This is a genomic window from Brevibacillus daliensis (assembly GCF_021245735.1).
In the GTDB taxonomy this organism is placed as follows: Bacteria; Bacillota; Bacilli; order Brevibacillales; family Brevibacillaceae; genus Brevibacillus_B; species Brevibacillus_B daliensis.
In genome coordinates this window covers 118,505-141,542 of sequence record NZ_JAJISB010000014.1, presented here as the reverse complement: position 1 = coordinate 141,542, position 23,038 = coordinate 118,505, and the positions used below count along the sequence as shown (strand labels likewise).

17 protein-coding genes are annotated in these 23,038 nt (G+C 40.4%); 14 read left to right on the top strand and 3 right to left on the bottom strand.

Annotation, left to right across the window (positions count from 1 at the left end; translation table 11 throughout):
- Window positions 1–229: 229 nt before the first annotated feature.
- Both LM917_RS13025 and LM917_RS13020 read right to left on the bottom strand, forming a co-directional pair.
- A complete protein-coding gene (locus LM917_RS13025; RefSeq protein ID WP_232697954.1) occupies window positions 230–1,495 on the bottom strand; it encodes an MDR family MFS transporter in 1,266 nt (421 codons plus the stop codon).
- 367 nt (window positions 1,496–1,862) lie between these two features.
- On the bottom strand, window positions 1,863–2,342 hold the full coding sequence (locus tag LM917_RS13020; RefSeq protein WP_232697953.1) for a TspO/MBR family protein: 480 nt from the start codon (window positions 2,340–2,342) through the stop codon (window positions 1,863–1,865).
- Between the two features lie 146 nt (window positions 2,343–2,488).
- Here LM917_RS13020 and LM917_RS13015 point away from each other — a divergent pair, with 146 nt between their 5' ends.
- The 10 genes from LM917_RS13015 to LM917_RS12970 all read left to right on the top strand — a co-directional run bounded on the left by LM917_RS13015 (window position 2,489) and on the right by LM917_RS12970 (window position 17,558).
- Window positions 2,489–3,607, top strand: coding sequence for an aminopeptidase (locus tag LM917_RS13015; RefSeq protein ID WP_232697952.1), 1,119 nt, complete (start codon window positions 2,489–2,491; stop codon window positions 3,605–3,607).
- A gap of 118 nt (window positions 3,608–3,725) precedes the next feature.
- A complete protein-coding gene (locus tag LM917_RS13010; protein ID WP_232697951.1) occupies window positions 3,726–4,667 on the top strand; it encodes an RluA family pseudouridine synthase in 942 nt (313 codons plus the stop codon).
- A 113-nt stretch (window positions 4,668–4,780) separates the two neighbouring features.
- Window positions 4,781–6,079 carry an HD domain-containing protein gene (locus LM917_RS13005; protein ID WP_232697950.1) on the top strand — a complete coding sequence of 433 codons (1,299 nt, stop codon included), beginning with the start codon at window positions 4,781–4,783 and terminating at the stop codon, window positions 6,077–6,079.
- Window positions 6,072–6,575 (top strand): YwgA family protein, encoded by a 504-nt coding sequence (locus LM917_RS13000; RefSeq protein WP_232697949.1) that lies wholly within the window; start codon window positions 6,072–6,074, stop codon window positions 6,573–6,575. Before LM917_RS13005 ends, LM917_RS13000 begins: the two co-directional genes overlap by 8 nt.
- A gap of 225 nt (window positions 6,576–6,800) precedes the next feature.
- Entirely contained in the window at window positions 6,801–7,391 is a 591-nt protein-coding gene (locus tag LM917_RS12995; protein ID WP_232697948.1) for a hypothetical protein, read from the top strand.
- Window positions 7,392–7,507: 116 nt separating this feature from the next.
- On the top strand, window positions 7,508–8,527 hold the full coding sequence (locus LM917_RS12990) for an S-layer homology domain-containing protein (protein ID WP_232697947.1): 1,020 nt from the start codon (window positions 7,508–7,510) through the stop codon (window positions 8,525–8,527).
- A gap of 7 nt (window positions 8,528–8,534) precedes the next feature.
- On the top strand, window positions 8,535–12,935 hold the full coding sequence (locus LM917_RS12985) for a hypothetical protein (RefSeq protein WP_232697946.1): 4,401 nt from the start codon (window positions 8,535–8,537) through the stop codon (window positions 12,933–12,935).
- Window positions 12,936–13,024: 89 nt separating this feature from the next.
- On the top strand, window positions 13,025–16,258 hold the full coding sequence (locus LM917_RS12980; protein WP_232697945.1) for a lipase/acyltransferase domain-containing protein: 3,234 nt from the start codon (window positions 13,025–13,027) through the stop codon (window positions 16,256–16,258).
- 121 nt (window positions 16,259–16,379) lie between these two features.
- Complete coding sequence (locus LM917_RS12975) at window positions 16,380–16,889, top strand: YwhD family protein (protein ID WP_232697944.1); 510 nt, start codon at window positions 16,380–16,382, stop codon at window positions 16,887–16,889.
- Window positions 16,890–17,333: 444 nt separating this feature from the next.
- Window positions 17,334–17,558, top strand: coding sequence for a hypothetical protein (locus LM917_RS12970; RefSeq protein WP_232697943.1), 225 nt, complete (start codon window positions 17,334–17,336; stop codon window positions 17,556–17,558).
- A 30-nt stretch (window positions 17,559–17,588) separates the two neighbouring features.
- On the opposite strand, the gene LM917_RS12965 is transcribed toward LM917_RS12970, so the two are convergent.
- Entirely contained in the window at window positions 17,589–19,631 is a 2,043-nt protein-coding gene (locus LM917_RS12965; RefSeq protein ID WP_232697942.1) for a transglycosylase domain-containing protein, read from the bottom strand.
- A 335-nt stretch (window positions 19,632–19,966) separates the two neighbouring features.
- Between LM917_RS12965 and speE the strand changes: the two genes are divergently transcribed.
- From speE to LM917_RS12945, 4 genes are all read left to right on the top strand, one after another.
- Entirely contained in the window at window positions 19,967–20,800 is an 834-nt protein-coding gene (speE, locus tag LM917_RS12960; protein WP_232697963.1) for a polyamine aminopropyltransferase, read from the top strand.
- A gap of 12 nt (window positions 20,801–20,812) precedes the next feature.
- Window positions 20,813–21,685 (top strand): agmatinase, encoded by an 873-nt coding sequence (gene speB / locus LM917_RS12955; RefSeq protein ID WP_232697941.1) that lies wholly within the window; start codon window positions 20,813–20,815, stop codon window positions 21,683–21,685.
- Between the two features lie 402 nt (window positions 21,686–22,087).
- Window positions 22,088–22,504 carry a YwiB family protein gene (locus LM917_RS12950; RefSeq protein WP_232697940.1) on the top strand — a complete coding sequence of 139 codons (417 nt, stop codon included), beginning with the start codon at window positions 22,088–22,090 and terminating at the stop codon, window positions 22,502–22,504.
- 65 nt (window positions 22,505–22,569) lie between these two features.
- On the top strand, window positions 22,570–22,965 hold the full coding sequence (locus LM917_RS12945) for a hypothetical protein (protein ID WP_232697939.1): 396 nt from the start codon (window positions 22,570–22,572) through the stop codon (window positions 22,963–22,965).
- Window positions 22,966–23,038: the final 73 nt, after the last annotated feature.

Below are 23,038 nucleotides of genomic sequence, written 5' to 3'. Positions count from 1 at the left end.
GAGTGCGGAAAGTGCAAAAGGTGTGATGCTACGTAGTGTCTCATGGGTTGCACTTTTTTACCCGCCCTCTTTGCTGTGTAGCTAGGGACCTTAAATAGTTCTGGACAAAAAATGTGCTTCTTCTGCCAAGAGCTGCAGTGGAAAAGCGCAAACAAAACCAAATGCATGAAAAAACCAGCTGGTTTTCCCCACTATGGTGGGAAGAAGCCGATTTTTTACCAGGAAACGATTAGGCAGAGAGTGACTTCTCACGTTTTTCCAAGCTTGCAAACATTCTTTGATAAAAGTAGATACTAAGCAACGCAAATAAGAAGATCATACTAAAAATGACGAAGGGACCAAACAGACTAGATAAAGTCACTAATAAAGGAGCGAATGTTCGTCCAAACGTAAATTGTAAGGTGGACGCTCCCATATATTGCCCCCGTTGATGCTCTGGCGCATATTTACTGATAAAGCCCAGTGCAACAGGCGTACGAATAAGTTCGCCTAGAGTAAGAACCATCATACAAAAGAACAGGTACCAGATGTTAGAGCTAAATGACATAAGGAAGAAGCCTAATCCTCCTAATAAGGAAGCAACCATAAATGCTTTTTTATCACTCCAGGCACTTATTGAGCGTGTGATAGCTGCTGTCAGGGTTACAACCATGAATCCATTTAATGCCATCATCCATCCGAAAAAGGAAGCACCCTCCAGGTTGAATGACCAATTCCCCCACCATATCAACGATTGGGCCGTTACATTTTCCTTGATATAAACAGCCATATACAGGTCCATTTGTAAAAAGGCCATGAAAACAGCTGTACCAGCAAGAATATATAAGCCAAATACTTTATCTGTAAAGATGATTTTGAAAGAGCGAAGTTCATTTAGAAGCCAGGACTCTTTTTTCTTTATGGCTACATTAGTCTTGTCAGACTGTTTCGGTTGTTCCGGCTTCGTTTCCCGAAGGATAAAAAAGTAGACCAATAACATAGCAAGACTAACCAACATACAGGCAAACAGTAGCTCAGTTCGATAATGAACGAAGAAAAATGCTCCTAGTAGTGGTCCCGCCACGACTCCCAGATTCATTGCTGTATAAAACATAGCAAAAACAAAGTTACGCTCTTCTTCATTGGTTAAATCTGCAACCATTGCTTCACTCGCAGGATGATAAAGGGAGGCTCCAAGTGTCAACCCGGTAAAAGCAAAGAAATCCAGCCAGGGAGAAGAAGAGAGAAAAAAGATAAAAAACATGATGGCCTGAATACCGACAGCTACTAACATAATAGGTCGACGTCCCAGTTTGTCAGCAAGACGACCACCAAAAAGACTGAGGCCCATCCCTAAAATCGGAGGAATAATCAGGAGAAGTCCTGCTATATTTTTTCCGAATTGATCACTAAAATATAACGTCATAAAAGGTAAAAGCATCCAAAGGAAAATGGAGAAAAACGTTTCCCCCACTAACCGAATTTTTAGATTAGTATCCCATTGTAACCAACTCATCGTAAGTAATACCTCCATAAGGTTTGTTTATAAAGCAATGGTATTGCCCTCCTTCCTCTTAAGGGTGTATAAAAAAAACGACCAGCCCACCAATGCCCGCATATTTACGGACAAAGAGAGGGTAGCCGTTTCCTGTTAGTAAAAAAAGGAAACGGGAGAGGGCAGTATACGAAGCCCAAAAAAGATAACAGCTTGTATCCAACAAAAAAAGCATAAGAAAAATGCATTTGTTAGAATGACTTACTACAAAGCTGCTCCTTTTTTGGAACTATGCATGTGCCAACACTCCCTAAATTTGTAAAAGTAGATAAAGTGTATTTTACTTGATAATATTTTATTTTTCAAGCGATTCATTTAATATTTATTTTTATAGATTCATTTGATAAACAGTCCATGATAGGTAGGTGGCAAAGATTGCCCACAGGAGGTATGGAACAAGCAGGAGAGAGGCTTTTAGAGAATATTTACTGGTATAAAGTAACAAAAGGAGCGTGGTAATTGCTATGGAAAAAGAGTCCTCAAAGGCAAGATACAGATCTTTTTGATGGAATAAAAAGAAGCTGAATGCTTGATTGACAAAATAGTTAATGACAAACAAGAGGTACCAGGAATGATTGAGAATTTCAAGTCCTACGCTTCTTTGCAGGATGACTACCGCTAGGGCGATAAGGGCATACAATATAAACCACACGATGCCGATGACAAAGTCAGGGGGCGTCCAAGATGGTTTCTCCAGCATGTTATACCAGATCTGATCATTAGGGAACAGGAAACCTGAGATTAAAAACAGAGCAAAGACAACCACAAAAACAAAAATGGAGGAAAGGATACTTGGTTTTTTATTCAAATCGAATACCTCCTGGGAATCAGAGTTAGTACTAGTCTATTTCTGCACTTTTTGTACATGCGTATTACTTACCTAATATTTACTTGTTGTGATACAATTTTTGCATTAGCATTACTTTTCGATTGTATATAGAGGGAGGGTGTCTCTTGAGAGATCCACGTTTAGAAACATTAGCGAAGAACTTACTTCACCATTCAGCGAAGGTGCAGGAAAAGCAGGTAGTAAAAATAGAAATTCGTGGCGAAGGTATCGCACTGGCAAAAGAGCTGGTGAAAGAAGCATATGCAATCGGTGCCTATCCATTTGTAGAGGTTCTGGATATGCAGCTTCAGCGTGAGTTGTTGTTAGGTGCCTCAAAGGAACGCTCAGAGATTCAGAAAAAATGGTCTGAAGCATCAAAAGGCGATATACATGCAATGGTTGTAATTAACGGCAGTAATAATGACAGTGAGACATCAGATGTTCCGCATGAGAAACTGAATATTCATCGCAAAATAATGAAACCGGTAAATGATTACATAACTACTTCCGTTAACTGGGTGCTCCTTAACTACCCAACGCCGGCAATGGCTCAGAATGCGAGCATGTCGCTTACAGCATTCGAGGACTTCTACTTTGATGTATGTACGGTAGACTATCAGAACATGCACAAGGCATTTATACCGCTTCAAAAGCTAATGGATAAAACAGATCGTGTACGCCTGGTTGGTCCTGGGACGGATTTGTCCTTCTCTATTAAGGATATTCCGAGTGTTATCTGTGCAGGGGAAAACAATATCCCAGATGGGGAGATTTTCACTGCTCCGGTTAAGGATTCTGTAAATGGAACGATTACTTATAATGCTACATCCCAATATCAAGGTACGAAGTTTGATAACGTATCCTTTACTTTTAAAGACGGCAAGATTGTCGAGGCAACCTCCAGCAATACAGGTAAGCTGAATGAAATTCTGGATATGGACGAAGGAGCAAGATATATTGGTGAATTTGCCATTGGTGTAAATCCATACGTTCTTCATCCGATGAATGATATCTTGTTCGACGAGAAGATTGCGGGAAGCTTCCATTTCACACCAGGGCAAGCATATACCGATGCAGATAATGGGAACCGGAGTGTTGTTCACTGGGATCTTGTTAACATTCAGCGATCAGAGTATGGTGGCGGTGAAATTTGGTTTGATGATGTTTTAATTAGAAAAGACGGATTGTTTGTTCTTGAGGAGCTACAAGGATTAAATCCAGATGCTCTAAAAGGCAATAAATAGTCAACATATAGAGGCTGTTAAGAGACAGGCGGTGCTTCCTACATTCGGTAGCATCGCTTGTTTCTTTTCGTTACAATATGAGGAAAGACATGTACATACGGAAACGGAGTAATTATTCATGACACAGAAAAAATGGGCAGAACACGTAGTGAATGCTGAAGAAGCAGGAAGTACTGTAGAGCAGATTGCCAAGGATAAGCTACTGGTTTCAGGCAGGATGCTCCAACGATTAACACGGAGCAAAGGAATACAGCTAAATCGTAAGGCAGCTTTTTTGAAGCGGGTAACAAAAGAAGGAGATATCGTATCTATTCGTATAGCGGAAGGCATTCGACCTACCACCAATGATACGGTTACTACTCTTCCCCCTGCTGATCATGAGGTTCCACTGACGATCCTGTATGAGGATGAGTACTTTATTATCGTTAACAAGCCTAGCAAAATGACAGCTCATCCGATCCGCGAAGATCAGCGTGATACGCTGGCTAATCAGCTAGTCCTGCATTGGCAAAAAAGGAATGAGTCATGTATGCCACATCTAGTCCATCGTTTAGATCGGGATACATCAGGGACCATCCTTGTGGCAAAAAGTAGTTATGCTCATCAGTTGGCAGATAAATTATTGCGTGAAGGAAAAATCAAACGTACCTATTTAGCTGTACTAACGGGCGTGTTGGATCAAAAAGCAGGGACGATTAATGCGGCAATCAGGCGGGACCCTACTCATAAGCTGAAGCGTGAGGTACATGAGAAGGGTGAGTCTGCCATCACACATTATCAGGTGCTTGCTACCGATGAGGAAACGACGCTGGTTGAAGTGGAACTGGAAACAGGACGCACACACCAGATCCGTGTTCATTTTGCCCATCTGGGCTATCCATTAGCAGGGGATTCCCTGTATGGTGGTGAGCGGTTTGGTTTTATGCAACAGGCTCTTCATGCGTATCGTTTGGAATTTTTCCATCCCGTCCTGCAAAAGCAGATTGCATGCAAGGCATCTTTGCCAGGACGTTTTCAACAATATATTGAAACGCGTTTTTCAGTAGATATAAATTTATAAAAATTCATATCTACATAAGTGCAACTAAGGCCTCGCCAAAAAGCTTGGCGAAGCCAAGTTTTCTAATCCCTGATGACTGAGATAGAATAGGGAGTAAGTGGAGGTGTCTGATCATGTACGAACCAATTATGCTAGATGAAGAAAAAGTATTTAAAGATCCTGTGCATCGCTACGTTCATGTAAGATCGGCTCTTATCTGGGATTTGATCGACTCTCCTGAATTTCAGCGGTTACGTCGGATTAAACAATTAGGGACCAGCTTTTTTACTTTTCATGGGGGAGAACATAGTAGGTTCAATCATTCGCTTGGCGTGTATGAAATCATGCGTCGGATATTGGAAACATTTGAAGGACGAGCAAAGCTAAGCAATGAGGAAAAACTATTATGTCTATGCGCAGCACTCCTGCATGATGTTGGGCATGGCCCGTTTTCCCATTCCTTTGAAAAGGTATTCCGGTTCGATCATGAGGATTGGACAAAAGAAATAATAATGGGAGATACCAAGATTAACAGTATCCTGCGTACTGTTAGTGATGACTTTCCGCGAAAAGTGGCTGAGGTAATCTCCAAAACCTATGAAAACAAGCTGATTGTCTCACTAATCTCCAGCCAGATCGATGCTGATCGGATGGATTATTTGTTGCGGGATGCTTATTATACAGGGGTACATTACGGGAATTTTGACATTGAACGGATTCTGCGGGTGATGCGCCCAACTGAAGAGGGAATCGTCATAAAGGCAAGCGGTATGCATGCGGTAGAGGATTATATTATGTCGCGCTATCAGATGTATTGGCAAGTATATTTTCACCCTGTGACGCGTAGTGGTGAAGTGGTGCTGCGTAAGATTTTTCAACGTGCAAAGGAATTATTCGATCAGGGATACGACTTCGGAATAGATCCTGTGAACTTCCATCCTTTTTTTACAGACCAAATCAGTTTACATGACTACATATCGCTAGATGAAACGGTTGTTTACTTCTACATGCATCAGTGGAGACATGAAAAAGATGCGATTCTGTCTGATCTGTGCAGTAGATTTTTAGACAGGAATCTTCTGCAATACGTCGAATATAATCCTAGACAATTTCGGACGGAAAATGAAATCAGACAGCTTTTTGCAGAAGCAGGAATTGATTCCAACTATTATGTTGAGGTGGATTCTACTTCTGATCTTCCCTATGATTATTACCGTCCTGAAAAGGATCAGGAACGTATTTCGATCATGCTGGTTAAGCCTAATGGAGAACAGGCAGAGCTATCGACGATGTCGGATATTGTAGAATCGGTATGTGGTAAAAGGAGATTTGACTACAAGTTATTTTATCCTGCCGATTTATTAGAAGCTCTTCCCATTGAGCAAGCTCGTAAGATTAAAGAACGACTGAAAGTAGTGATGTCGGATGAATAAAGGACATGCCAAAATCCTGCGGCTAGTAGAGGTCCTTGGCGAAGTGAAGGGCAGAAAAAAACTACAGAAAATCGTCTATATCTGTAAGAAGATGCAAGTAGACTTCGAAGAACGATTCCAGTTTCACATGTATGGTCCGTATTCGGAGGAGCTTACGTTGCGAGTGGACGAGCTATGCAGTTATGGATTGATGGAAGAAGAGCGAGAAAGCAAAGGTGTTATCGAAACCTATCGGTACTCACTGAACGATGTGGGGAAAGATTTTTTGCGTTTCCACAACGTGGAGTTGGGAGCTGGAGAAACTCTGATTCAACGCTTGGATCAGGAGAATTCACGCTTTTTGGAATTGGTCTCTACGATTTTGTTTTTTGAGAATCTGCCATATGAAGAGATGCTGGTTAAGATTTTTACATTGAAAAGCAAGCAACGTTATACCGAGGAAGAGGTCCAAAGAGGAATTGCCTTTATCGACGAGTGTAAACAAATCACCGTATAATTTAGGGACGGTCTGAGAACGATCGGTCTTTTTCTGTGAAAAGCGTCTCGACGTTTTTCATTAAATTGGATGTGACCGTTTTGTTGATTCGAAGTACGAATATGAATGGACATCGATATAGGTTGTTGAATGTACGGATCACCTTGTGAAAGGGTGATCTTTTTTTGTCCCACTAGAAAGGAGCATAATTCTAAAAAAAGCGTGTGTAGGGAAGGAGGATTAATGATGGCGGTAAGTCAGGGAAATAAGAAACGATTGCAGACCTTTTACTTTATTGGTGGTCTCCTTTTGACAGCCTTGCTAGCATTCATGGGTGGAATGTGGGGGGCCTCGGCAAAGGTATTTGACTCGGCTCCTGCGGGAGCTTATGGGACAGCATGGGATTGGGCAATCGCCAAAGAGCTGGTTAAAAAGGGGGATGAGCAGAAGCAGATGGTGACGCAGGCAGAATTTTTAAAAATGGTGGTAGAAATAGGAAAAGTACCTACTGCTGAAGGGCCTGTACCTACTGAAGTAGAAGATCATTGGGCATCATCCATCTATGCTACTGCGAAAGCAAACGGCGTAATCGATTGTTCTTGTCAAATCAAACCGGATGGGGAGCTTACGGAACGAGAAGCTGCCAAGTTTGTGATGCTCGCGCTGAATGGAAAATGGAATAAACCCATTATTACATTAGAGGCAGTGGAAGGATGGGTAGCTGAAAATGGTTCAGGAGTGAATCTGCAAGCCGATCAGAACCAATTGACAAAAGAGCAAGCCATGGAATTGGTATATCGCATGGATCGATTACTGAATGAATTAACACCAGTTTGATGAAAATGGAAAAAATGAAGAAAAATATGGAAAATATTCGAGGTGATCAGTAATCTATAGAAAATGGGATATACAGGTTTCTGTCTCTTGATTGAGCAGAAAAAGGGGGAAAAGATATGTTCAAGGGTAAGAGTGTGAAGGTAGTGGTAGCTACCGTTTTTGTTATAGGTAGTATGGTGGTTACATCTACAGTGGGATGGTCATCGGCAAAGGCATCTAATCAACATGTGCCTGTGTACGGCTTGGGAATGGACCAGGTTGCTAAAGCTGCTCCTAAAGTGGTGAATAGTAAAAATGATTATGCTAATCACTGGGCTGCCAATGAAATTAAGTGGGCTCTAGAGCAAAAGCTGATGGGAACCTACCCAAACGGAGCATTCCGTCCAGATGAAACCATAACGCAGTCACAATATCTCTCTGCCTTGGTCACTCTACATAAATTAAAGGACAAGACCCCACACCCCGCCACTGCCAAATCATGGGCAAAAGAGGCGTATGAAAAAGCTGCCAAGGCAGACTGGTTTACGCCTGATATAAAGATTAGCCCTGATGTAGGAATTACAAGATATGAGGCGGCTGCCTGGATAACCAATGCCTGGGGTCATAAGACTTATGATCCGATGCAGTTTGGGTTTAGGAATCAGCTTTTATATGCCAGCCACAAGTTTAATAAAGGGCTTTTTGATCCGACTGGGAAGAAGGTTGAGAAGAGCTACAATTATTATTTTAAGACAGTAAAAAATGATGATAAGTTTACAAGGGCTGAAGCGGCTCATACATTTTATCTCTTGAATAATAAATACAAAAACATTGAAGAAGCAAAAGGATGGGTTAAGAGTTTTCAGGATTCCTTAGTAATAAAAGGTGATATGTTATATGGAAAAGTTCCTGAAATGCCAAATATTCAGTTTGTGAAACAGTCAGGATTTTTATATAAAGATGTAGACACAATCAAACTAGAATCAGGTAAGCAATTTTCTGTACCACTAAAAGGACAGATTATGTTTATTTCATCTCATTACACTAGAAAAACGTTACATCTCATGTGGTATCTCCCTAATACTAAACCTGTTGATGAAGAATATTTCATGATAGAAAAAGAAGGACCTTTGCATAATCGAAATAAACAAAAATGAGGTGGCCATGAGAAAACTTGTAAAAATAATAATTATTTTTTTAGTTATAGTAAATTTATTTGAGATGTATGTTCCGTTACAAACCAATGCATCTTCAAGTATGCCTGTATCAAATTTTCATGGAGCCCCTGAAAGTATTACTATAAATAATAACTATACTCCAGCGACATTAACAGGAGATACTTCATTTGATTTTGAAGACTTAGTTTATGCTTTCACTGAAGACAAAAGAAATCCTTTAGGACTTGAGGATGGAACCGAATTTAGATTGCATAAAATGTATGTATATGTTGATGGAGAAATTCCTGATGGATCGAAATTGGACAGACAATTAATATTGAGTTTAGTAGAACATGAAAAGTCTTCTGACAATGGTTACCCCATGATCAATTTAGAACATAAGGATTTTTGGATTAAGAAACTAGGTGGCGATATAAGGTTTGTGAGCCAAAACATAACTGTATATACTATTAAACCGAACAACTTTTCCTCCTCCTTCCAAGTAGTCTCCCTCGCCCAACTAATCGAACTATGCGGTGGCATGGGCGGAGGGCGATTCGGATTTGAACCATATAAAGTAGGGCATGCCAAATATATCGCCTATGCGGAGTTCACTCAGACTAAAATTCCCAAGGGAAGCATAGAAGGTGTAAAACAAAGCTATATGGTAAACGACACGGTAACAATCACAGGTAAAGCAGAGGCGTTTTCAGCCTATAATCGTGGGATCATCGTAGATAAGTTTACCGTGTATAACAAAAGTACAGGAGGAAGCTATAAAGAAATTGTGCCTGCCGGGACCAAGTCACCTTCATCTTGGAAAAGCTCAGCGTTTGCCTATAAAGTGACGGAGCCCGGTATCTATGAGGTGAATTTATATGTTAAGGATTACCATTGGCGTATAGCTGAAGAATATCCATATACCAAAACCTTCGTAGTGGGTGGTGTTTGCGATCCTACCACCTCTGCCACCAAAACTGAACTGCTGGTCGGTAAAGAAAAAGTAACGCTTTTCTCCAATGAAAGCTACCAACTCCCCAAGGACACTGACAGTATTACTCTTCGTTTCTCCAAGACGGGAACTCTCCGCATTAACAATGCTGTCTATCAGACAGGTCAAACTTTTTCCAGCATTGATATTAGAAGTAACAAACAAATCAGTTTTACATCTACAGATGGGGTGGATTGCTGGACACAAGAGTTTTTGCCAGCAGTAATTGATTTACCCGAATGTGAACCAACAGACGAGAAGTTTTTTGTAGCCAGTTATGGTTCTGATGTCTTTAAAGAGCGCCAGGAAGCGAGTGGAGGCAGTTTCTGGTTAGATGAAAATTCAGATACAGTGCGAGTAGAAGCCCCATCAAATGGCACCTTTTATCTCAATGGCAATCCAATTAATGAGCAATCAAAAAATTGGATTTCTATATCTGTTGCACCCTATGCCAGTTTCACCATCTCTTATACCAGTGATGATGGTAGTGAATGCTGGACAAAAAATTTTCACTTTATGCAGACTACAGTGGATTGTCCCAAATATTCCTTTAGCAATAGTGGGAGAGATCCAATTGCTTCTGGTGAAAGAGTACAGGTCCAGCTAAACGGAGAATTGGATGTGTATGCTTTTAATCGTGATGAAGATGTAATGAATGCACCGGTTTATCTAATGTGGAAGATCCAGAAGCCAGATGGCAAGATATACACCATGAATCAGTATTACCATGATAATGGTCGAACAGGAAAATCCGGATGGCGAGATAGTCCCACCAATCATCTAAAGCTTCCTTCTCCAAATTCTTATGATAAAGAAGTGCGGATGGTTTTTGACCAGATAGGTGATTACAAGATTTGGGCTGTTCAGGAGTGGGATGAAGATTTTGTTGACTGTCCCCCTTGGCACATGATAGTAGAGGTCAAACCACTGTCTTGTGACGATTTTGTCATTGAAGTAGAAGAGGAAAACATGCCTATTGAGAGTGTAAATAATAGTATTACATTGAAGCCAGGTAAGCATGAACTTGTTTTTTACAACAGATTTCTTAGTGATGTTAGCGGAGAAACATTACATGAGGAGCTCATTAGAGACCAAGATGGAAAAGTAATAAAAGAAAGCTATGATGTCTATGTAATTGAGGAAGAGTCAGAGGCAAGCTACACCTATCGAGTCAAATTTAAAAAGGGGTACCTGGTTTGTGAAAAGTATATAAAAATCTATATTGGAACATTTACCTGCGATGACACGAAACTTAAAGTAAGGGTGAATGGAGAGAGTCCAGATATCAAAGGAGGAAAAAATAACAGATCCATTAATCTGGAGGTAGGGAGAACGCATAATCTGGAGGTGGCAGCTACCTACAACGGTAAGATTGAGAATGTGCAGGCTACATGGAGGCTAATGAAAGATGGTCAGCTAGTGGCAGAGGGTGTGGATAATCCATTTCTCTATACTCTTCAAGAGAATAATCCAACCACATACACACTGGAGGTAAAAGCAAATATTAATGGTAGAGAATGCTTGCAAACCTTAAAGATTACTTTCAAAGGTAAGGATTGTGAGGACCTCTATCTTCATTTTTACAATGGAATCATAAATGACTACTCTTATGACATTGATGGTGGTCATAAGGTAATCCGGGGTTCGAGTCTAAAAAATTGGCATCTGGTTGTAACTGATAATAAATATGCAGCAGATGAGTCGGTTGGGACAAGTATCATTTTAGCTAATTGGAGTGCGTCTATTCCTAATCAGTCATCTCAGCCTAGCAAAAGATTTGAAGGGGAGAATACGGGTCCAGGAACATATCTCATTACAGCTACCATTAATGACCCGCGTTATCCAGAGTTACAAGGCTGTCAGCTTTCTTTTACGATCGAAATTAACCCTGATATTAAAGAGGATTGCTCGAAGTATTTCCTTCACTCTGTTCAAGCTGGGGGCAAGTTCAATTACAACATTCATAATAAAAAAATTACGATTGAAGAAGGCACAGATTTTGCGGTTTTTATCAGTACAAGTAAGGATATGGTGCAAGGTACTACGACTGATGTGTTATGGAGAGTATCTCCTGAAATCATTCCGCCGACCAATAGGCTAGGAGCTATTCGATTTGAACAAGGTTTGCCAGTAGGAACGTATCAAATATCAGGCCAGGTATATTATACAGGGTCACCGGAATCCGATAATTGTATTTATGCAGTAACTGTAGAAATAGTAAAAGCTGGGCTACCAGAATGTCCAGAATGTAATCCAGGCGGTGAAATAGACGGAGGGCAGATCACACTACGCCTGTTTGATAGTACCAACAGATTGCTTCAAGGGAAGACAGATGGAGTTTGGGAAAAAGAACCACTAAAAATTGAAGTCATTATAAATCAAACTCGAATAAATGAAGGATTTTCTGAGATTGATCAAGCCGTTCAAAGAGCTGTGGATACCAGAAAAGCTCAATTAGAATCCATGCTCCAATCCAAACAGTATGAGGAAATAACGATTACAGCCAACCCAGATCCTTACCAATCCAAGAGTAATGCAAAGTGGCCAGCTTCTACACCTATGAAAATTGCCGGGCCTGGAACTCCAGCACAATTTTCGATTGATCCGAAGAAAAGCTCGCAGTTTTTTACCTACACGGGAACGATAACACCTACAGAGACTACATGGCGAGAGGGACTTAACCCCACTGATTATCAGGTGAAGGTGGATGGGTTTGAAATCAAGATACCGTATCGTATCGATCTGTTTGCTTCTTTTAAACAATGTACAGAAGATATTGATACGGGTGAGAAAATTTGCAAAGACAGCACGGATCAATATCAACTGGAGAATCAATTTATCATGAAGATAAAGGGAGCTCAGACGGAATTCCAGGTGTTTGAACCCAATGCGAAAGGGGTACTCGAACATACCGACGAATGGAAGGAGTATCATAGCAGAGATCGGTATAAAGCGAGTAAGCCGCAAGACTATTATGCGGGTGAAAGAATTTTAACCAGAGTAATACTTGAAGAGCGACATAAGCATCCCATCAGTAAGAAATACCCTTCAATCATTTCAGCAGAGGCGTGGATTTCAGAAAAGGGAAAAAGAAACGACTCACTCCTTTCTCAATTACCATTAAAACAATCATCTCCTGCACTTTGGAAGGCAAATGAGCAAACGGTGATTAAGCTGGGAAATAGAGAGCTGGGAGTAGATACTCCATTAATGGGAGATAAACAGAAGGGGTTTGAAAAGGATAAGAGTTATGCCGTGTTTTTTGATGTGGAGTTTGCCTTTGGTGTGAAGAAAGGACACCTTTTCCAGCAAAAACAGAATGGAAAAGGACATTCTCCTGCAGATTATCGAGTCCCATTTACGATCATTGCAAATGCATGGGAGCGTCAGGGAATTCGCAATCACATCACTCATTAAATGAGGAACAAAATATCTGATCAAATTTCTTTGCAGCACCCTGCTTTCTTTTTCTATCTTGTTGATAGGAAGAGAGGAGGGTGTTTTTTATGAGAAGAAGTATAAGAGGCAGATTTATTCAGCGGAGTGTGGCTCTATTATGTGCCATTAGCATGCTATTGTCAGTTATTTTGCCTTTACAAGCTGTAGCGAGTGAACAAGAGGCGTTTATTCATTCATTTCAAGCGTGGCTTATTAGTGAAAATGACGACGATTTACATGTCCAATTTTCATTGGAAAAGGAGTTCGATAAGATTGAACTATTTGTTTCCCAAGACGGAATTACAACAGAAGCTACCTTAGAAGACAAAAAGAAAGTAGCATGGGTAATTGCTGGACTTCATGTGGATAAACAAGCTTTCTTACAGGTAAGGGCATATAAGAAAAAGCAGTTGGAAGCTTCTGCTCTATTCGAGATTAATCCTCTAGATAAGGAGCCAATCACAGGAAATGAAGGAGCGATTGCTGATGGTGATTCTATTGATGATAATGGGATTAATGGATCAGAAGAGGCTAATGAATCAAGTGATCCGGTTGAGGGTTCGGGGAATATCGAAATTTCAGAAGCAGACTGGATTGAAATAACAAATGAAGTTGAAGTAACGGAAGAAGAAGTTGAACAAGAAAGTAGCGCAGAATTTATTGAATCAGAAGTACCAGAAGAATCAACTGAATCGGTAGAAGTAACAGATTCAGAATCCAAAGAATCAGTAGATGTAGAGCAAAACCAATTAGATACTGACAACTCAGAGCCAAAATTGGACGAGCAAGAGTCCTCATTACCAGAACAGATAACGTCACACCAAGAAGCTACATCACCGCCTCAAGAAGCTTCACTTGAAATTACCCCAACGCACGAAACAATTGCTCAAGATTCATCATTTGACCAGATTGGACCAGAGATTATTCTTCATCTCATATACATGGAAGATGTTCCATCCTCCTCTTGGCATCGTAAACAAGTAAAAAAGGAAATGGAAAAACTATATGGCACCTCTGATGAAGCAGAGCTGGAGCGGATACTTATTGGAGGTGAGAATAAGGCCCAAGGAAAATATGAAGTGGAACCGAATGATCTACCGAGACAGGCGGATCGATTATCTACTTCCGGTCCCAGTTTTGGAACGATAAAAACAGAATCAGATACCGACCATTGGAAGATAAAGGCTCATAGCACTGGTACGATGACGATCCTTTTAAAGAATATACCATCCGGTAATAACTATAATCTCTATGTGAAAGGAGAGAATGGTGAGGCTACTATCACTCAATCAGAGAATACAGGAAGTATCGATGAAAGGGTTAGTTTTCCTGTCCAAATGGACCACTGGTATTATATTGTGATCAAAAGTTCCAGAGGCTCCGATACAAAAAATTACTATCAAATCAATATGGAATGGACAGGCTCAGCAGCTTCACTTTCACCAGATCAGCATGAAAAGAATGATTCATTTGAAGAAGCAGTATTGCTTTCATCCACTCCTGATATCGAAGCTAACATACATACAAAAGAGGATGTTGATTTCTATAAGTTTATTGTGAAGCTTACCTCTTCTCTTCAAATCAATGTAAGTGATATACCGGCTGAAATGGATTTAGATCTATTGTTATTTGACAGTAATCAAAAAGTGTTGTCCAGTTCTTCTCAAACTGCTGGTAAAAATGAGCGTATTGATATTAACGTCAAGGCAGGGACCTATTATGTGAAAGTGTTTCCTAACAAACGATCATCAATTAGTAGAAATCAATATAGACTAAACATTTCGCAAAAGGTCATGCCTGTGATTCTTATTCCTGGAATAGGTGGTTCCCGTTTACATGCTTCCGAAATGTCAAACGGACAGGAAGAGGTTAGAGAGGCATGGCTCAATTTCAACAAAATAGTCATGAACCCAATGGATAGTGACCATCGTTATACGCTCTCTTTGGTTCCGCAAAAACCAGGCAGCACTCAAATGGTACCAGAGAATCTGGTTCGTATTTTTCCTGAACCAGATGAGGAAGGGTTTCGAGCTATCGAATATTTAAGCTATAACAGCCTAATTAAAGACAAGGCTCAACAGTATAATCGTATGGCGGAACATTTGGAGAATGTAGGGTACAAAAAAGGAGAGACGCTCTTTGCTTTCCCCTATGATTGGCGGTTAAGCACTGCTGAACAAGCAGGTCATTTACAGGATAAAATTGATACTGCCTTAGAGAGAAGTCAAGCAAACCAGGTACAATTGGTAGCGCACAGCATGGGCGGGCTGGTAACGAAGGGAATGCTTGTTTCTGCTCCTTCGTATCAAAAAAAGGTGAACAAGGTTATTTATATGGGAACACCATTCTTAGGCTCCCCACGCGCTTACCAAGCTATAAATTTTGGATATGATTTTGGAATTGGAGCTGGCATTTATAAGCCCTTTAGCAAAGAAACAGGAAGGATAATAGCTGAACATTCCCCGGCTGTTTATGAATTGCTTCCATCTCGCGAATATGTAAAACGCTCAAAATATTTGTTCGAGCTAAAGGATCGTAAGGCTATTCCCTTATCATATGATGAGATGTCACGGCATCCATTTGTTAATCGAGGATATGCTCCTTTGTGGAAATCCGCGGGTCAGCTACATGATAAGTGGGACAAGCAAAAAATAACGGTCCCTCAGTACCAAATTATCGGTGATGGGCAAGAGACACTGGCTGGGTATCATCTAATCGGTAAGCTAGAGAATCATCAGTTACCATTTTCCGATTTTTTAGGTGATGGGACTGTTCCGGCAAGAAGTGCTAGCTATAACCCTGGTAATATTAAAAAGCAGTACTATGTTTCTGAAAGTCATGCTAGCTTACCAAGTAATGTTGCAGTGATCCATCAGGTAACCAATCTTCTTCATGGGATCGAAGCGGTACAAGGAGGAATGAGAACTGCCCTGAAAAAGAAGGGTGCCCTCACCTACTTAGCGATCATACCTAAAGAAGGAGATTTAAATACGGTTCAGGTTGAATATAGAGGTAAGACGTACACAATTGACAAAAATGAATACGGTTTGCTTGAACCACGTCCATTTAAAGTGGAGTTTCATGGTAACGTGTTAATCATTTTTACTAATGGATTAGGGGGAAGTATGAAAATATCCTCGTTAGATGATAAGGGAAACATTGAGCAGGGTGGATTAACTATCCGCCATCTCATGACTGGAACATCCCATGAATTTGAAGCTGAAAAGATATACGAAGAACAGGACCGAAAAAGTATAACCGTGGATTTGTTGGATCTGGAAATCGAGTATATTACCCCTTAATGAGACAAAACCCTGCGATTTCAAGCCATATTATCAGATATCCTGACACCCCGAAAATTGCACCTCTACAGAGTTTCAGGGTAAAATGGTAAGAAGAGAATATGTAGGGGTTGATACAAAGATGAGTCTATTTGATAATAATAAAAAGAACACAGGATTTACCATTATTAGTAACAAGAACAATGATGTTCATGGTGGTTATGGTCAGGGTATGCTTGATTTGGCTCACGTTTCATCCATCATCATCGATGAAGACGACGCTTATATTGATGTAGGTGCGATGCATGCAAAAAGCGTTGTTGAAAAAGGAATTCGATTCTCTACGGACAAATCAACAGTACCAAATGGAAAGCCTTACTGGATTATTTGGGCAAGTATCGATAGTAATGAAAACGGCCCATATTATGCAGGGATGACTGCTTGCTACATGGAAATTGATCGAGAAGCACGCCGTGGCTACAAACTTCTAGTTGATCATGTGAACCGGATGGATGCTTCAATGAAACGTAAGATTCTTCTTAGTGAACTAGGTGAACAGCAGAAAAAAGCGCTACGTACACTTCTAATGGAACATAATCCAGCTCTTTGGGAGAACTCTTCTGCTGAATTAAAAGAAGCTCTACATGTGTAAATCGTAATTCGTAAATACAGTTGAAAAAAGGTTACTCAACATTATCTGAGTAATCTTTTTCTTCTTTAACGGACAATAAAAATGATTGCTTACTAATCTGTTTGAAAACTTCAGTTATGCAGAAATCAGTAATTTCAATCGGACCTGGTTAGGAACCCTTTCTGATAAAATTCCTTACGAGAAAATAAAAAAGAGCTACTAACACAACATCCATCTACTTCCAATTAGGAACGAAATAGTAAAAAATTGCGAAAATAATTGTACGAAGAATGAAAATAATAGTAAAATTAAAGCAGTGTAGAAGTAAAACACTAGGTCAGCAAACAGGAAATGACATTTTTAGTCATTTCCTGTTTGTCTTTTTTGGCAGTTTTGTTTGAAGTATTATGAAGCACACTAAGACGGCATGAAACCACATCTATGAGTTAGAGGGAGGTAAGTGCCTTGCCTTATCACAATGGAAATGCTCATGAACATTTCGCCCGTTTCGGTGGTGTTCACTTTAAAAGTAATGTGTCTCCAAGTGAAATTAACAATTTTATTCGCAAACTTCCTGCAGGAAAACGTGAAAGTATGTTTGAAGCATTAGATCAGTTGGACAAGCATGGACTGATTACTATAATGAATGATCAAGTCTTTGTAGATGGAAACGGCAAGATGCATGAATAGGAAAAGAGCCACTCACGAATGGGTGGCTCATTATAATCCCCAAAATTTTTCCCAAAATGATTTCTCAGGTTGCTTCTCATCAAGAAATAAAGATTCTTCAAGAGAAGGAAGATGATCGGTACAATAATCAGTTGGCTCTGTCCCTGCCTTAAACGATAATAGTTGCGAATTGGGACAATGCTCAGTTGCCAGTTTTTTTGTATATGGATCAATATAGACCGATACGACTCCAGCAGGTGCTTCAAAAGATGCAGGAGGTTTGTCTGCCAATGCACTTTCCATAAAATCTGCAAACAGAGGAGCCGCTAATCTTGCATCTGCTACTGGGTCAATTTTTTTGCCTGCATCATAACCAATCCAGACACTTGTAACCAATTGTGGTGTAAATCCGCTTATCCATGAATCATAGTCGGTTGAACCAGTTTTCCCAGATATGGGACGGTTCAGCCTGGAATTTACCCGGTGCGCTGTACCACTTGGATCGGAAAAAACGGTTTGCATCATTTGCGTCAGGATATAAGAATCTCGCGGATCAGCGACCAGTTCCTTTGTCGTTGTTTCTTCAGCCAGGATGTTTCCCTCTTGATCTTCAATCTTGGTTATGGAAATCGGAGCAACATATTCACCGTTATTGGCGAATGTGGTGTATGATGCCGTTAATTCCATTGGGGATAGTGGCGATGTTCCTAGTGCAAGCGATGGTACTGCCTGTAACTGGCTGCTAATTCCTAATCTTTTAGCCGTTTCAACAGTCTTTTCAGGTGTTACTTGTTCGATGGTTTTCACGGCATAGATGTTATCTGAAGTAGCAACTGCATGTTGCATGGTTATGAAGTCTTTTGCGTACTTGTTGCCATAGTTACTGGGCGTATACTGTTTGTTATTAGCGAAGGTGAACACGGTCGGTTCACTCTTGTACAACGTAAGCGGAGTATAACCATTCTCCAGAGCAGTTAAATAAAGCATCGGTTTAAAAGTAGAACCTGGTTGTCGCAAGCTCCAGGCCCGATTATATTGACTCGCGTTATAATCACGTCCACCAACCATTGCCTTTACATGACCAGTTTTAGGATCTATCGCAACCAAGGCTACCTGCAGATCTTTTGGTGAGTTTTTTAGATTTTTGGCAACCATTTCCTCTGCCTTTTTCTGCATTTGCACATCGAGAGTAGTATAGATTTTTAAACCGCCATTTCGTATGGCTTCCTCACTAAGACCATATTTATCTTTTGCTAACGTTAATACATAGTCACGAAAATAAGGGGCAATGGTTTCCTTTTGGGTTTCCTTGGGAGAGAGGAAGGTAAGCTTTTCAGCAAATGCTTCTTTCTCCTGTTTTTCCGTAATCATTCCGTCTCTTTCCATAGCTGCCAAAATCAGTTTCTGTCGTTTTTTTGCGTTATCATAATGGGTGATGGGGGAATAATAAGTAGGTCCTTTAGGAACCCCGGCAAGCATGGAGCTTTCCCCTAAGGTTAGTTCACTAGCTGATTTTCCAAAATAAGTTCGAGCGGCGGCTTCCGCACCATAAGCACCATGTCCGTAATAGATTTGGTTCATATACATGCCCAAGATTTCGTCTTTGGTATAGCTTAGTTCCAATTGCACGGTCAACATGGCTTCTTTAGCTTTTCGAGTCCAGGTTTTTTCATGACTCAAGTAGAGATTACGAGCTAATTGTTGAGTAATCGTGCTAGCTCCCTGCGCCTTATCCATTTCTATTACGTTAATGTACGCTGCCTTAGCAGTTCGTTTTAAATCAATGCCTTGATGCTCATAAAAGTAACGATCCTCAATAGATAAGGTAGCATGTATCAGGTAAGGAGATATCTTGTCTAATGGGACTACGTAACGATTCTCACCACGATGAAGTGAGTCGAGTACTTCTCCCTTACTTGCATAAAGAGTGGTTGTCTGATGAATTGTGGTGGCCGGCATAGGTTGTGAACGCAAATACAAAAAGAATAGTATCAGAGAGATTGCTACGAAAATAGTAGCAAAGATAACAATTTTAAAAATTCGTTTTCCTAAGCGCAACCAGCGCATGAGAGCATGTTCTGAAATAACTTCCATAGTACGACCACCTCCTTATTTTGACTGAATTAGAATGGGCTTTACATAAATTTTTGCATGGGTAAATATTCCATCAATAGTATGGGTAGAAGAGGACATTTTCATACAGAGACAGTTTTAAGGCTAAAATTGCAATTACCATGATCATTCGTACTTTACCCGAGATTACGCCACTTTTGCCCAAGTTTTATGTAAATTTAATCGAAAAAAACAAATTATTACGGAAAAAATGCTTGCATTTTGGGGGGTACCTACTATAATTCATTTAGTCGATGTAATAGCATCTACTAGAATGATAGTTCACAATAAAGGAGGCTTCACCTATGAACATGAACATGGAATTGTGGTACACCGAAAAACAAACCGAAAATCACGGCATTACGACGAAAATTACGGAAACCTTATATAGCGAGACGACCGATTTTCAACAGCTTGATGTTATTAACACCAAGCAATTTGGACGAATGCTTGTCCTTGACGGGATGGTAATGACCACGGATGTAGATGAATTCGTGTACCATGAGATGATTTCGCATGTTGCTTTGCACACTCACCCTAATCCTAAAAAGGTTTTGGTAGTAGGCGGAGGAGACGGTGGAGTTATCCGCGAGATCGTTAAACACGCTTCTGTTGAAAAAGCAGTTTTGGCTGAAATAGATGGTGGTGTAATCGAGGCATCTAAGAAATACTTCCCGGCTATTGCTAAAGATTTAACAGGCAACCCTCGTGTTGATGTACAAGTTATTGATGGCATCAAGCACATTCATGATCACAAAGGGGAATACGATGTAATTATTGTCGATTCCACTGAGCCAGTTGGGCCAGCAGTAGGCTTGTTCGAAAAAGGTTTCTACCAAGGAATTCATGATGCACTGAAAGAAGACGGCATCATGGTAGCACAAACAGATACACCTTGGTTTAACCAAGATTTAATCAGACGAGTATTTGGTGATATCTCTTCTATCTTCCCTGTTACTCGTTTATATACAGCAGCAATCCCAACATATCCATCTGGATTGTGGAGCTTCACTATCGGTTCCAAAAAACATGATCCATTACAAGTAGATCCGGAATCTATCAAAGATTTGGACACGAAATATTACAATAAAGATGTGCATAAGGCAGCATTCCAGCTTCCTAATTTCGTAGCTGAGTTGACTCGTAAGTAGGGAGGTAGAAAGATGCGCTTTGATGAAGCATACTCCGGCAAAGTGTTTATTCGCAGTCACCAGGATTACGAAGAAAGTCAGGCTGTCATTTACGGAATGCCGATGGATTGGACCGTTAGTTTTCGTCCGGGATCAAGGTTTGGACCTGCCCGCATTCGTGAGGTGTCTATAGGACTGGAAGAATACAGCCCATATCTGGACAGGCTCCTGGAGGATATTAAATACTTTGATGCTGGTGATATTCCGCTTCCTTTTGGAAACGTGGAAGGAAGTCTAGATGCGATTCGCACCTTCGTTTCTAAAGTATTAGCAGACAACAAGATTCCAGTGGGATTAGGTGGAGAGCATCTGGTAACCTGGCCGGTCATTCAGGCAATGTACGAGAAATATCAGCAGGATTTGGTGATTTTTCATTTTGATGCACATACTGACCTGCGTGACTCATATGAAGGCTATCCTTATTCCCATTCCACACCAATTAAGAAGGCATGCAATCTAATTGGCGGAAAAAATGTTTACTCGTTCGGAATTCGCAGCGGAATGAAAGAAGAATTTGAGTGGGCAAAAGAAAATATGCATCTCTACAAATATGATGTACTTGAGCCAGTGAAGCAGGTTCTGCCTACTATTGGTAACCGTCCGATCTATCTCACCATCGATATTGACGTTCTAGATCCATCCGCAGCACCGGGAACAGGAACAACCGAAGCAGGTGGAATTACATCTAGAGAGCTTCTGGACACGATTCACCATATGGCTAATGCGGGTGCTAATGTCGTAGGTTTTGACTTGGTGGAAGTTGCTCCGGTTTATGATCATAGTGAAATGACACAAATCGTTGCTTCTAAAATTTTGCGTGAACTTCTACTAGGTTTTGTTAAATAGGCTTCTGATGGATACAACATAAATACAAGATAGGGCAAGGAAGCTATATGGTTTCCTTGCTCTTTTTTATTGGATAAGAATGTATGAACTATTCCTACTGTAGTGGGTACGCAGAAGAAGCACATTTTTTGTCTGCGAACTCGTTAAGGTCCAGCAAGAAGGCTATGAGTGTCCGCTGCTGGGCAAAGAGTGCGGAGCGGACAGTTTAACCCCTTGCGGGGCGAAGACTTTAAGCGAAGGGTGAAAAGAGAAGATGGTTTTCTCTCGCATAGTAGGAAGAAAACGATCTTTTTAAAGTCCTAAATTGTCCAACAAAAAACGAGACAGTTGAAAATCAAATTGAAGAATGTAACACTAGATAGTAGAACATATGTAGTCAGAATGGAAATGTGAGGTTTCAATATGCAGGAAAAACAATTGCGATTGGTAATTACACAGAAGGCAAACGGCGAAGAGGATATAACAACGCTTGTAACAGAGGGAAAAGTTGTACAGAAAGAGACGGCTTGGTACGTTCACTACAAGGAAGAGCTAGTAGATTCAGGAGAAGTATCCAATATTGTAAAAATAGATGATCAGAGCCTTCAGATCATCAGGCAGGGTACCCTACAGATGAAGCAGGTTTTTCAAAAGGGGAAAAGTACAGAAGGCTTGTACAAGAGTCCCTATGGAAACATGCACATGCGTACCAAAACGTTTGAATGGCGTCTGACTAAAGAAGATCAAATGCCCAGTCATTTGTATGTAGGCTATCAATTATGGTTGAATGAGCAATATATTGGGGAGTTCAACTGGGAGTTAACGATTTCTGATTACTAACAGAAAACTGAGGATAAAAAAACTAATAAATATAATGCGTAGATACTAGGAGAGGGGTAATTCCTGTGTTATTCGCAATTAGTAATGGTTTACTAGCAGGGCTTATGTTAGGGGTTGTGTTGGCAATTGGAGATGGAGTGTTTCAATCCAACACTCTCCAAATTTTATTGAACATAAGCTATGTGCCTGGATTTGAACACGCCCCTGCTATTTTGGAATTTTTCATTCATTTGGTGATCTCCGTTTTGGTCACATTTTTATTTATCTTTTTTTATCCTCGCAAAAAGAAAAACAGAATATTCAGCTATGCTGTGGGGTGGAATATACTATTCTTTCTTCTTTATTTTATTTTTACTTCGTTGAGCGGTATCTCATATTCCTTTATCGGTATATTGGTTTGGATGGTTGGGCATGTCATCTTCACGCTTTTTCTAGTGAATCAAATCGAAAAAAAACGTTAATGCCGGTTTTTCGGCATTATGACCAGTTTTTGGCAGTTTGTCAGGAGGGGTGCTGTGAGTACGTTACCAGAGT